Annotated in this window: 8 protein-coding genes and 1 pseudogene; 7 read left to right on the forward strand and 2 right to left on the reverse strand. The window is 69.9% G+C overall.

All coding sequences use genetic code 11. From position 1 onward, the window contains the following. Positions 1-98 precede the first annotated feature (98 nt). Both ACWGR4_RS39560 and ACWGR4_RS39565 read left to right on the forward strand, forming a co-directional pair. On the forward strand, positions 99-677 hold the full coding sequence (locus ACWGR4_RS39560) for a hypothetical protein (protein WP_452129016.1): 579 nt from the start codon (positions 99-101) through the stop codon (positions 675-677). A gap of 260 nt (positions 678-937) precedes the next feature. Next, positions 938-2,062: an FAD-dependent oxidoreductase gene (locus ACWGR4_RS39565; RefSeq protein WP_452129017.1), complete on the forward strand. Its 1,125-nt coding sequence runs from the start codon at positions 938-940 to the stop codon at positions 2,060-2,062. 102 nt (positions 2,063-2,164) lie between these two features. Here ACWGR4_RS39565 and ACWGR4_RS39570 read toward each other — a convergent pair whose 3' ends face one another. Continuing rightward, complete coding sequence (locus ACWGR4_RS39570; RefSeq protein WP_452129018.1) at positions 2,165-3,439, reverse strand: PP2C family protein-serine/threonine phosphatase; 1,275 nt, start codon at positions 3,437-3,439, stop codon at positions 2,165-2,167. Positions 3,440-3,774: 335 nt separating this feature from the next. Here ACWGR4_RS39570 and ACWGR4_RS39575 point away from each other — a divergent pair. The 5 genes and pseudogenes from ACWGR4_RS39575 to ACWGR4_RS39595 all read left to right on the forward strand — a co-directional run. Beyond that, a pseudogene (locus tag ACWGR4_RS39575) lies at positions 3,775-4,158 on the forward strand (GAF domain-containing protein); the annotation flags it as partial. Positions 4,159-4,290: 132 nt separating this feature from the next. Beyond that, a complete protein-coding gene (locus tag ACWGR4_RS39580; RefSeq protein WP_452129032.1) occupies positions 4,291-6,324 on the forward strand; it encodes a SpoIIE family protein phosphatase in 2,034 nt (677 codons plus the stop codon). A gap of 83 nt (positions 6,325-6,407) precedes the next feature. Next, positions 6,408-7,535, forward strand: a complete 1,128-nt coding sequence (locus tag ACWGR4_RS39585; protein WP_380005026.1) for a substrate-binding domain-containing protein — start codon at positions 6,408-6,410, stop codon at positions 7,533-7,535. 24 nt (positions 7,536-7,559) lie between these two features. Then, entirely contained in the window at positions 7,560-8,354 is a 795-nt protein-coding gene (locus ACWGR4_RS39590) for an ATP-binding cassette domain-containing protein (RefSeq protein ID WP_452129019.1), read from the forward strand. Beyond that, a complete protein-coding gene (locus ACWGR4_RS39595; RefSeq protein WP_452129020.1) occupies positions 8,351-9,637 on the forward strand; it encodes a sugar ABC transporter permease in 1,287 nt (428 codons plus the stop codon). The genes ACWGR4_RS39590 and ACWGR4_RS39595 overlap by 4 nt, the downstream gene beginning before the upstream one ends. A gap of 116 nt (positions 9,638-9,753) precedes the next feature. Here ACWGR4_RS39595 and ACWGR4_RS39600 read toward each other — a convergent pair whose 3' ends face one another. After that, complete coding sequence (locus tag ACWGR4_RS39600) at positions 9,754-12,570, reverse strand: SpoIIE family protein phosphatase (protein ID WP_452129021.1); 2,817 nt, start codon at positions 12,568-12,570, stop codon at positions 9,754-9,756. Positions 12,571-12,838: the final 268 nt, after the last annotated feature.

The raw sequence follows: 12,838 nt of genomic DNA on the forward strand, positions 1-12,838 counted from the left end.
CGGGCGCGTAGACCTGGTGTCGCACTTTTCGTCGTCACGGCGGCGGCGACGAAAGGTGCGACAGGACCGACAGAGGACTACCGACGGGAGCGGCAGTGATGACGAGGTTCGGACGCGTGGGTTCGGGGCGGCCCTTGATGTTGCGGTTGGTGGTGGGGGTGGTTCTGGCGGGTGGTCTCGCCGTGACGACGGTCGGTTGCGGCGACGGCGGCGGCTCGGGGGTGAAGGTTGCCTCGGGTGGCAGCAAGGGCGCGGCGAAGTCCGGGGGTGGCGAGGGTGGTTCGGGTTCGGGTAAGGGTGACGACGCGGAACGGCGGGACCAGATGGTGAAGTTCGCGGGTTGTATGCGTGAGCACGGGGTGGACATGCCCGACCCGGAGCCCGGCGAGGGTGGTGCGATGCGGATCGGGGCGATGCCTGCGGACGAGGGGTCGTCGAAGACCGAGGATGCGATGAAGGCGTGCGAGAGGTTCCAGCCGAAGAGCGACTTCGACCCGAACGACCCCAAGTTCAAGGAGTGGCAGGCCAAACGATCGGCGTGCATGCGCGAGAACGGCGTGAACATGGGCGACGGTCCGGGCGGCGGGATGGTCGCCCTCGACCTGGGCGACGACAAGGTGAAGAAGGCGATGGAGCTGTGTGACAAGAAGGTTCCGCCGCTGACGAAGAAGAAGTAGGGGCGATCTCGTGGGTTCGATCGACACCCCACGGCATTACGAGTACGACGAGGCGCCGGCGCGTACCCCGAGCGAACCGGACCACACGCCCTCTCCGCGCGAACGGCGGCGGCGTCACCGAGGGACTGAAGGTCGGGGTACCCAAGGCATGAGAAGCACCGCAGAGCACCGGACCGCTTGACACGATCTTAGTTCGTTGCATAGAACTTAGATCATCAGTGAAACGAACTAAGTTCGTGTCGATGTTCCGGAGGTGCGTGATGCGAGTTTCCGTGGTCGGTGCGGGTCTGGGTGGTCTGGCTCTTGCACAGGGTCTGCGTGGTGCCGGGATCGAGGCCGACGTGTTCGAGCGCGACCCGGGGATCGTCGCACGCTTCCAGGGCTACCGGCTCGTGCTGAACTCGATCGGCTTCCAGGCGGTACGCCGATGCCTGCCGACACGCTGGCATCCACTGCTGGACGAGATCGTCATGGACGCCTCCGCCGAGCAGCTGATCCTGGACCCGCGGCTGAACGAGATCGGCAGGCTCGGCGCGGGCCGGACCGGCATCGTGGTCGACCGGCAGGTGCTACGACACCTGTTGCTGACCGGCCTCACCGTGCACACCGATGCCGCGCTGACCGGCTACGACGTACAGGCCGACGGCAAGGTCCGAGCCCGATTCGCCCGCCGGGACCCCGCCACCGCCGACCTGCTCGTCGGCGCCGACGGCGTCACCTCCGCGGTGCGCGGGGTGTTGTCGCCGCAGACCATCCCGACCGACACCGGTGTCCGGTTCGTCATCGGCCGCACCCCGCTGACCGACGAGTTCGCCGGCCTGTCCAAGGCCTACGGCTCGAAGATCGCGGGTGACGGCGTCAGCCTGCTTCTCGGCGCGATGCGCTTCCGAACCCCGCCGAAGCAGGCCGCCGAGCAACTGGCCCCCGAAGTCACGCTGCCCGACATCGGCGACTATGTGCGCTGGGCCATGATCCTGCCGCCGAACGGCTCGCCGGCGGACCTGACCGTGCAGGACGCCGTGTTGTCCAGGATGCAGGGTTGGCACCCGGAACTGCGCGCGCTGATCGAGCAGGCCGACCCGGACAACAGCACGCTGCTGTCCATCCGGGTGGTCAAGCCCCGCGAGCGCTGGGCGTCCGGCCCGGTCACGCTGCTCGGCGACGCGATCCACGCCACCTCTCCGACCGGCGGCAACGGTGCGAACACCGCGCTGCGCGATGCCGACCTGCTGCGCCGCTGCCTGGTCGACGCCAACGAGGGCCGCCGGGATCTGCTCGACGCGGTCGACGACTACGAGCGGCAGATGTTCGAGTACGGAGCCGAGGCCGTGCGCAGCAGTCTCGACAAGCTCCCCGCCTTCGCTCCCGAAGCCAAACTGTCCTGAGACCGAGGGAGTCATCTCCGCAGGCCCTCGGGCGAAGCTCGGCTCGCGTCGGAGCGGGGGTCGCCGGTGCGACGAACGTGTTTGGCCCGCCGTGGGTGAGGATCACCGGGGTTGCGTCCTCGTGTGGTGATCGCGCAGCGGCAGGACCACCAGGGCGGTGTCGTCGGTGGCGCCGTCGGATGGGAGGAGGTCGGCCAGGAGCGCGTCGGCCAGGGGTTCGGGGTCGAGGGCGCGGTGGCCGGCGAGGGAGTGGGCGAGGCGGGCCACGGACGTGTCGATGTCTTCGTCGCGGCGTTCGATCAGGCCGTCGGTGTACAGGACCAGGGTTGCGCCGGTGGGGTAGTCGAGCGCCGCTTGGAGGCGGGGGAGGTGTTCGGGGTGGGCGCCGAGAGGGGGGTCGGTGGCCCGGTCGAGGAGGGTTACCCCTCCGTCGGGGGCGAGGAGGGCGGGAGGCAGGTGTCCCGCGCTGCTGTAGTGGAGGTCGTGGCGTGCGGGGTCGACGATCACCGCGACGGCGGTCGCGGCTTCGGCACCGGGTACCGAGCGTGCGTGCAGCCCGAGCGCCTCCAGGGCGTGGGCGGGTCCGTCGGCGATGCGCAGGGTCGCGGTCAGCGCGCTGCGGAGCTGGCCCATGACGGCTGCGGCCTTGAGGCCGTGCCCGACCACGTCGCCGACCGCGACGGCGGTGCGTCCCTCGGGCAGGTCCACCAGGTCGTACCAGTCGCCGCACACGTTCAGCGCCCCCTGCGCGGGCCGGTAGCGTACCGCCGCGGCGTCGGGACCGGCGTGCGGCGACGGTGACGGCGCGGGCAGCATCGCGCTCTGCAGGACGAGGGCCACTTCGCGTTCGCGTGCGTAGGCGCCTCGGAGGCGTTCGTTGATGTCCTGGAGTTCACGCGCGTGGTTGTACAGTTCCGCCTCCATGAAGTTCGCGCGCTCGGCGGGGCATTCGTTCTTGGCGCGCAGGAGTTCGGTGACTTCCTCGACGCGGTTCAGGACCCATCGCACCCGGCCGTCGGGGCTGAGGACGGGGACGTTGAGAACGCTCCAGTACCGCTCCTCCCACACGCCGGGATCGTCGGATCGCTGGGTGTCGTAGCGCTGGATGGCCATCATGTCGCGGTGCCCGCCGGCCGCCCGGCGCAGTGAGGCGGCGAGCTGGTGTGTTCCGAGCGCGTCCTTGCGCCGGGGGTTGTCGGGGAACGCCTCGAAGATGTACCGGCCGACGACTTGTTCGCGTCGGCGTCCCGCCAGGCGCAGGTACCTCGGATTCGCCTCCACATAGATCAGGTCCGGCGTGAGCAGCGCCACCCCGGCCGGCAGCGCCTCGAACACCGCTCGGAAATCCACCGGCGACGGGGGCTTCCCGTCGTGCACGGGCGTTCCCCCGCCCGAACCCGGATCGTCGGTACTGCCGTGGCTCCGATGGCCTGCAGATGTGCTCATGGCCACCCTTTCGTCGGTGAAGCCCCGAGCCCGCTCGCCATTCCACCGTACGCGTGCGGGACGCGGCGTTCGACGGTTCGTGACCGGATCCACCCGGGCCCTCGGCCGGCGATATTCCCGCGTCGTTCCGTCCCTGTACCGAGGGCACCTGGAGCGGGGTTACACACACACTGGAATGAGGCAGGAGGTTGGAGGAGGCCATCCCGGCTTCATCTGCCGTGATGGCCCGGGGAGTCCACCGTTGACCCACCGCTGAGAGGGCGTCGCCCACTGTGACAGAGCAAGTCTTGGCCTCCGCCGGGGTGGCGATGCTCGCCGTCTACGTGGTGGACGAGGAGGCGCACGGGCTGCGCCTGACCGAGACGGTCGGAGAGAGTTCCGGCGCTGCGTACGGGCTGTGGCCGTGGTACCCGCTGTCCGGGGGGTCGCCCATCGCCGACGCGTTCCGCGCCGGTCGGCCGCTGTGGCTGTCCTCGGACGAGATCGCGGCTCCGGACGGCGACGCCATCGTGTCCGCTGCCGGAGCCTCGCTGGGCGCGTTGCCCCTCGACGTGGACGGCAGGCGCCTGGGGTGCCTGGTCGTGGTGGACTGCACGGGTGACGGCTTCGAAGCCCGGCGGCGCGGCCTTTTGGAGCTGTACGCAGGTCAGGTCGCCTTGCGTGTCGAAGCCGGGTGCCCGGCGAGCGGCGGCTCCGAATCCGGTGGAGCCCTCGCCGGTGCGTCGGGCGGCTTGACCGAGCACGGTCGAGTGCGACCCGACCTGCCGAGCGGCCTCCCGGGCGTGGCAGCCGCAGGTGGAGCCGTCCACGACGCGGATGCAAACGCGGCGGTCGGCCGAAGACGGCCGGAGAAGCGACTCGCCTCGGCCGCGGATGATGACCGCGCCGGGTCGTTCACCCTGATCCTGAGCACGGGGCGGATCCAGGCGGACGAGCACGTGCTCGACCTGGTCGGTATCACTCCCGATGACTTCGACGGTCGGGTGGAGACTCTGTTGGCGCGCACCGTCCCGGAAGATCTGCCCGCACTCATGTCGGTCGTCGAGCCGGGGAATGCGATGCCGGGCGGTCGGGAGTTGGAGTTTCGCATCCGCCGGTCCACGGGCGAACTGCGGTGGTTGCGGCTGCGCTGTCGGGCGCTGCTGGACCCCTCGGGCCGGCCGGAAAGGCTGCTGGGCGTGCTCGTGGATGCCTCCCACCTGCGGTCGAGCACCGATGAGGTCTCCATGGTGCAGCGGCTGTCCGCCCTGCTGGCGACCGCGCTTGCCGTGCGGGATGTCGGTCGGAGCCTGGTGAGCGCACTTCGAGAGCCGCTGGGGGCCGACCGGCTGGCGCTGTCGCAACTGCACGCCGGCCGGCTGGTCGTCACCTTGCTGGACCCGCCGGAGCCGACGGCGTGGCCGGAGAACTGGCGCAGCGAGTGGCGGCTGGAGCGGCCCGACACGCTGACCGGTGCCCTGCCGACGTTGACGGCCGCGCTCCGCGCCGGCACCACATGCCTGTGGGCGACCAGTACCGGCCTCGAGCCCGGCCTCGACGAACTCGGCCGCGGTGGTCTCGCCATACTGCCCTTGCCGTACGGCAACCGAGTGGTCGGCCTGTGCCTGCTGGGCTGGGACAAGCCGCACCGGTTCGGCACGGAGGAGCGCTCCCTGTTGACCGCCACCGCGGGTCTGGTGGGGCAGGCCCTCGTACGCGCCCGGGCGTTCGATGCCGAGCACGAACTCGCCGCGATGCTCCAGCGCAGCCTGTTGCCCCGCAAGCTCCCGTCGCTGCCCGGCTGCGTAACCGTCGCGCGCTATCTACCGGCGACCGCGGGCCTCGCGGTGGGTGGCGACTGGTACGACGTCATTCCGCTGTCGGACCGATTCGTCGCGCTGGTCATCGGCGACGTGCAGGGGCACAGCGCCGAAGCCGCCACGGTGATGGGCCAGATCCGCACCGCGATCCGTGCCTACGCGGTCGAGGGCCACCCGCCCGACGTGGTCGTCTCGCACACGAACCGCCTGCTGGCCGGCATGGAGACCGACGCCTTCGCCACCTGCTGCTATGTGGCTCTGGACACGGAGGAGGGCGACGCCTGGTTCGTGCGGGCCGGGCACATGCTGCCGGTCGTGCGCGAGCCGGACGGCACGACTCGGGAGGTGGAGACCGAGGGCGGGCCCCCGCTCGGGGTGCTCCCGGACGCGGAGTTCCCGCTGACCATGGCTCCGCTGTCCCCGGGGTCGGTGCTCACGCTGCTCACCGACGGTCTGGTCGAGTCCTCCAAGCTCCTGCTGGAGGACGGTGTCCGGCGGGTCTGCGAAACGCTCTCGGCGGCGGATCCGTCCGACGTGGACCGGATGGCCGACGAGCTGATCCGCGGCGCCGAGGCCCGCGACGACGACGTGGCGCTGTTGCTCATGCGCTACGACGGGCTGACCGCGCGTCCGCGGCGCGCCGGCTGGACGGTGTGGCGGCTACCCGACGCGGTCATGCACGCGCGCCGCTTCACCGCGCGCACGATGCGTGCCTGGCAGGTGACCGAGGAGACCGACGCGATCCTGCTCATCGTTTCCGAACTGGTCACCAACGCCATCGCGCACACGCAGGGCGAGGTACGCCTCGACCTCACGCTCGCAGGCGATCGCCTCCGGGTCGCGGTGAGCGACTCCTCGCCGCGCACACCCGTCAAGCCGGCCAGCGTCGACTGGGAGGTGACCGGGGGGCGGGGTCTGTTGCTGGTCGAGGCGATGTCGGAGGCATGGGGCTCGGTGCCGCTGAGCGGCGGCAAGCAGGTGTGGGGGGAGGTACTGCTTTCGCCACAGGGGGTGTGAGGCGCGACGGATTCGAACGGCCTGCCACAGCGCGGCGGAGTATGGTCGGATGAGGTGTCCTGATGTTGCTCTGGATGGCTGCCATGATTCGACGACCCGGCCCCGTGGGAGGCACCGTCGGGCGTGCCGTCCTGGCCGCCGCGGTGGCGTCCCTCGTCGCCGGTGTGGTCGCGTGCGGCGCGTTGCAACCCGCCGCGACACCCGGCGGGGGTGACCCGAACACGAGGGGCTTCGCCATCGGCCTGCTGCTTCCCGACACCCACACCGCGCGCTGGGCCGCCTCCGACAAGCCCCTGATCCAGGCGAAGGTGGGGGAGCTGTGCCCCGACTGTGTGGTCAAGTACGCCAACGCCTCGGGGGATGTGGCCACCCAGCAGCAGCAGATGGATTCCATGATCGCCAACGGGGTACGAGCCATGATCCTCGACCCGGTCGACTACAAGGCGCTGCGCCCCTCGATCACACGGGCGCATGACGCGGGCATCCCGGTGGTCTCGTACGACCGCCTCGCGGAAGGTCCCATCTCGGCGTACTCCGGCTACGACTCGGAGCAAATCGGCAGGCTCCAGGCCGAGGCACTGCTCACGGCGATGGGGCACGGGACGCACGAACCGCGGATCGTGATGATGAACGGCGACCCCACCGACCCGAACACCGCAGCTCTACAGAAGGGTGCGCTCTCCGCCTTCGAGGGCAGGGCGAAGATCGTCAAGTCGTACTACACCGGCGGGTGGATACCGCAGAACGCCTTCACCAACATGTCCGCCGCCATCGCCGATGTGGGCCCGGACCGTCTCGACGGCGTCTACTCGGCCAACGACGGCCTCGCCTTCGGCGTCCTCACCGCCCTCAAGGCCGCCGACGTCAAGTCGTTGCCCCCCATCACGGGCCAGGACGCCAATCGCGAAGCCGTGCAGCGGATCGTCGCGGGCCGGCAGTACGTCACCGTCTACAAATCCTTCGTCTCCGAAGCCGGGGCCGCCGTCGAGATGGCACTCGCCCTGGGCCGCGGCGCGTCCATCGACGCCATCGCGAAGGACCGCGTCGGCAACGACACCAGCAACGCGATACCCGCCGTTCTGGGTCCCCTGACGCCCGTGACCGTCGACACCATCGCGAGCACCCTCGTCAAGGACGGGGTGTACACGATCGCGCAGATCTGCACCCCGGATCTCCGGGCCGCCTGCCAAAAGGCGGGACTCACCACCTAGTCGCCACCGGTCGCGGCGAAGGAGATGGTCCACGTGACAACGACGCCGCTGCTGGCCCTGCGCGGCATCTGCAAACGATTCGGCGCCCTCCACGCGCTCACGCGCGTCGAACTGGAGATCAACGCCGGGGAAGTCGTCGCCCTGGTGGGCGACAACGGAGCCGGCAAGAGCACCCTCGTCAAGGTGATCACCGGCGCCGGCCCGGCCGACGAGGGCGTCATCGAGTGGAACGGTCGGCCGGTGCGGATCGCCCGGCCCCGCGATGCCCAGTCGCTGGGCATCGCGAGCGTCTACCAGGAACTGGCCCTGTGCGAGAGCCTCGACGTGGTCGGCAACCTCTTCCTGGGTCACGAGATCTGCCGGGCGGGCGTGCTCGACGAGGTGGCGATGGAGCGCCGCGCGAGGGAGCTCGACCTGCTGGACGTGCTGTCCGTCAGCATCCCCAGGACGAGGGTGCCGGTGGCCTCGCTCTCCGCAGGGCAGCGGCAGGCTGTCGCGATAGCCCGGACGCTGCTGAGCGAGCCCAAGGTCCTGATCCTCGACGAGCCCACCGCGGCGCTGGGCGTGGGGCAGACCGCGCACTTCCTCGATCTGATCGAGCGGTTGCGGGAACGCGGACTGGGTGTCCTGCTGATCAGCCACAACCTCGGCGACGTCAAGGCCGTCGCGGACCACGTCGCGGTGTTGCGCCTCGGCCGCAACAACGGGTTCTTCGACGTGTTGACCACGTCGCAGGAGCAGATCGTCTCGTCCATCACCGGCGCCACGGACAACGCCGTGACCCATCGGAAGACGCAGCCGTGGGAGGCGACGCTGTGACCGGTACGAAGACATCGGGCGACATCGGTCGCAACAGGGCCGGGGCCGTCACCGATCGGCCCGGTGCTCGCGACCCGAGGACCGGGGATCGCCCATCCGGCCTGAAGGGCTACGCGAGCGACTTCGTCCTCAGGCTGCGCAACGGTGAACTCGGCTCGGTTCCCGGTGTGTGCGCGGTCATCGTGATCTGGACGACCTTCCAACTCCTGGACAACCACTTCCTGTCCCCGCGTAATCTCTCCAACCTCAGCGTGGACATCGTTGGCACGGGGCTGATCGCGGTCGGGCTCGTCTTCGTTCTGCTGCTCGGCGAGATCGACCTGTCGGTAGGTGCGGTCAGCGGACTCGCGGCGGCGGTGTTCGCCGTGATGAACGTCAACAGTGGCATGCCCGAATGGTTGGCGGCCGTCACCGCAGCCCTCGTCGGAGGCGGGATCGGTGCCCTTCAGGGGTTCTTCTTCGCCAGGGTCGGCGTACCCGCCTTCGTCGTCACGCTGGCCGGACTGCTGGTCTGGAACGGCCTGATGCTCTACGTCCTGGGCGCCAACGGCACCATCAACCTGCACTCCGACGGCTTCGTCTCGGCCCTGACCGAACGCTATTTCCACGATGAGGCCGTCGCGTACGGGCTCGCGGCGATCGGAGCGGCCGGGTACTTCCTCGCGTCGTACCACGACGAGCGACGCCGCAGGGCGGCCCGGGTCTCGTCCCGCTCGCTCGGCGGGATTGCCGTGCGTACCGGCACCGTGGCGGTGATCGGCTTCGCGGCGGCGTACGTGCTGAACCAGTTCGAGGGCCTGCCTTTCGCCCTGCTGATTTTCCTGCTCTTCGTCGTCGGGCTGGACTTCGTCCTGCGGCGCACCAGATATGGGCGAAAGATCTTCGCGATCGGAGGTGGGGTCGAGGCGGCCCGCCTCGCCGGTATCAACGTGGTGTGGATCCGCGCCTCGGCGTTCGCGGTCTCCGGGACGCTGGCCGCGTTCGGCGGGCTGTTCCTCGCCTCGCGCGTCGCCTCGGTGGGACAGACCTCGGGCTCCACCAACCTACTGATCGACGCCATCGCGGCGGCCGTCATCGGTGGCGTCAGCCTCTTCGGCGGACGCGGCACACCCTGGTCCGCGCTGCTCGGTGTGCTGGTCGTGCAATCGATCGCCTCGGGGATGGTGCTCATCGGCATCCAGACGTCGGTGCAGTCGATGATCACCGGTGGCGTGCTGCTCGCCGCGGTGGTCCTCGACTCGCTCTCCCGCCACTCCCGGAAGTCGCACGGTGTGGTGCGGTAGTCGTACGTGGTTCGGCCGGGCCCGTCGCGAGGCCGAGTCGGCTGCCGACGCCGAGCAGGCCGAGCATGAACAGATTGTCGGCCCAGGTCTGTCCGGCCCAGCCCGGTGTCGGCCGTTCACGCGTCGAGTGCCTGTTCGGTCCAGATGCACTTGCCGGTGAGGGTGTAGCGCGTTCCCCATCGTTGGGCCATGGCGGCGACGAGTTGGAGGCCGCGTCCACCCTCGTCCGTCGCGCGGGCGTGTCGGATATGGGGCGTGGTCAGACTGCCGTCGGTGACCTCGCAGATGAGGGTGCGGCTGCGCAGCAGGCGCAACTGGATCGGACCCGTCGCATGGCGGATGACGTTGCCGACGAGTTCGCTGACGATGAGTTCGGTGGCCATTTCCAGTTCCTCGCCCAAATGCCAGATCCGGAACTGCTCGTGGACGTGGTGCCGGGCTTGGCCCGCGGCCGTGGGGTCTTCGGGGAGGGCCCAGGTGGCGATGTCACCCGGCGAAAGGGAACGGGTGCGGGCGACGAGGAGGGCGGTGTCGTCGGTGGTGCGGCGGTGCGGCGGCAGCAGGGCCGTGGTGACGGCGTCGCACAGCCGGTCGGGATCTTGGGCCGGCCCGTCACGGTCGGCGAGAGCGGCGGCGACGGTCTCGGTGAGGTGACGCAGGCCCTTGTCGATGTTGAGACCCGGGGTCTCCACGAGACCGTCGGTGTAGAGGACGACGAAGCTGCCGTCGGGCAGGGACACGTCGTGGACGCCGAAGGGCGGGGCGGCGATCCCGAGTGGCGGGTCGGGATCGAACGTCAGCAGGGACGCGGTGCCGTCGCGGCGGGCGACCACGGGCGGGAGATGGCCGGCGTTGGCGTACGTGAGGATCTGGGTGGTCGGGTCATAGACGCCGTACAGACAGGTGACGAAGGACTCCTCCCCGAGTTCGCCGACGATGTCGTCGAGTCGGGTCAGGACGTCGTCCGGGGGCAGTTCGAGGTCGGAGAGCGTGCGCACGGCGGTGCGCAGGCGGCCCATGGTGGCGGCCTCGGGCATGCCGTGGCCCATGACGTCGCCGATGACCAGAGCGACACGGTCGCCGGACAGCGGAATGATGTCGTACCAGTCGCCACCGATGTCCGCACCCTGTCCGGCGGGCAGATATCGGGCGGCGGCGGTGATCGCGGGGAGCGGCGGCAGGGCCCGGGGCAGGAGGGCATTTTGGAGGTCACGGGCGCGAGTCGTGGCCACGTCGTACTGGCGGGCCCGCTCGAGCGTGTGGGCGAGTTGACCGCCGAACACGGTCAGCAGACTCCGTTCGTCCCCGGTGAGATGTCGCGGCTGGTCGAAGGAGACGACGACCACACCGATCTCGCGGCCCGAGACGATCAACGGAAGGAAGACCCACGCCTGCTTCCCTTCGGTGACCGGGCAGTCCACCAACCCGGGATGGCCGGCGGCGAGGTCGTCGGGTGACTCGATGAACTTCGGTGCGCGGGTGCGCAGAACCTCTCCCAGAGGTGTGGTGGCGACGACCGGCATGCCGTGGAGGCGATCGAGGAGCGCCGGCGGATAGCCGACGGAGCCGACAAGGTCCAGTCGCTCGTTCCCCAGGGCCAGGATGACCAGTCCGGTCGCGTGCAGGGGAGGAAGGACGCTCTCGGCCACGGCGGCGGTCACGTCCCGGGTGGTGGTCGCCTCGGCGAGTGCTCGGGTCAGTCGGGTCATGACGGCCGCGCGCTCGGCGGCGGCGCGTTCGGCGGCGGCGCGCTCCGCTTCGCGCAGGCGTCTTTCGGTGACATCCGTGATGTAGAGGGTGAGTCCGTCGGCCAGGGGGACCAGTCGTAGGTGGTACCAGCGATCGGTGCCCGGCCACGGCACCTCGAACCCGTCGGGGACCCCCGTGGCGACGGCTCGGCGGGAGCGCTCCTCCAGCAGGGGCACCTTCCGCACGACGGGGACGCCCCACAACGACCGCCCCACCAGGTCGCGCGGCCGGCCGAACAGACGCTCGGCGGCCACGTTGACGAATCCGATCCGCCCGTCGCGGTCCACGGACAGGAAACCGTCACTCATGTGTGCCAGGGCACGCCCCACCGATTCCAGCGCGGCATGGGTCTCGGTGGTGTAGGACATGGTGCCGACCAGCCGGGTCGGCTCGCTGCCCCGGTGCGAGACCGCCCGGCCGCGGAAGCGCACCCAGGCATACGTCCCGTCCGAGCGGCGGACCCGGTACTCGCTGTCCGCCCGACCACGGGTCCTGAGCGCCTGTTCGACGTCTCCCACCACCCAGGGGAGGTCATCGGGATGGACGTAGTCGTCGAAGGTCGAGAGCCGTCCGTCGAATGTCTCGCGCTCGATGCCGATGGCGTCGAGCAACCGCTCGTCGAGGACGACCTCGTTCGCCTGCACATCGAATTCGAACTCGAATTCGGTGGAGGTCACATCGGGGCCCTGTCCGGGAGCGCGCTCCGGCGGCGTCCCCAGCAGAGTGCGGGAGACGGTGTCCGGCGTGGGCGGGGCCAGGCGCAGCCGTTCCGCCGCCCACCGGGCCACCTCCCGAAGAAACGTTCGTTGCCCGACGGAGAGCGCGTCGGTCACCGGTAGCAGCACCGACAGGACGCCGAGCGGTCCGTCCGGTCCGGACAGCGGTACGGCCGCCATCGCGGAGCGCGCCGAGAGGTCCGCGGCGGGCGACGGGTGAGGCGGGTCCCAGGGGTTGCGTTCGGGGCGGTGCGCGGTGGGCGCGAACGCGAACTCGCCGGTTCGGAAGGCGCGCGCCGGAACCACCGAATCGGTGACGCGGATGTCCTCCCAGTTGCGGGTGACGGCCCGGGGCAGTCCGCTGCTCGCGATCAGGTGCAAGCCCCGGGAGGCGCTTGCGCTCAGGTGTCCCATGGCGCCGAATCCACCGAGCGCCGCGGTCGCGTGCTGCGCCGCGGCGGTCAACACGTCAGTGTCCGTCGCCTGGTCGTCCAAAGCCGTGAGCAGGCACAATCTGTCGGTTCGTGCCGTCCCCGCCGTCCCCGTCCTGCTTCCCGGGCCCGAGGGGCTGCCAGGACCCGCGGTCGGGCCGGCCTTTCCGTCGGATCCGTGTTGCACGGCTCGGCTCCTTAAACACCTGATATGCATGATTCCCAGGAGAAAAATATCACATTAGTGTCTATTTATTGATTTTATAGGTAGTTATCCGTATTGCCGCTTGGCTGAAACCTCCCGC

It is taken from the genome of Embleya sp. NPDC055664 (assembly GCF_053618075.1).

Bases quoted from the DNA above. Each gene is read 5' to 3' on its own strand.
- ACWGR4_RS39560 (WP_452129016.1), top strand. From the start codon at position 99: ATGACGAGGTTCGGACGCGTGGGTTCGGGGCGGCCCTTGATGTTGCGG.
- ACWGR4_RS39565 (WP_452129017.1), top strand. From the start codon at position 938: ATGCGAGTTTCCGTGGTCGGTGCGGGTCTGGGTGGTCTGGCTCTTGCA.
- ACWGR4_RS39585 (WP_380005026.1), top strand. From the start codon at position 6,408: ATGATTCGACGACCCGGCCCCGTGGGAGGCACCGTCGGGCGTGCCGTC.
- ACWGR4_RS39590 (WP_452129019.1), top strand. From the start codon at position 7,560: ATGGTCCACGTGACAACGACGCCGCTGCTGGCCCTGCGCGGCATCTGC.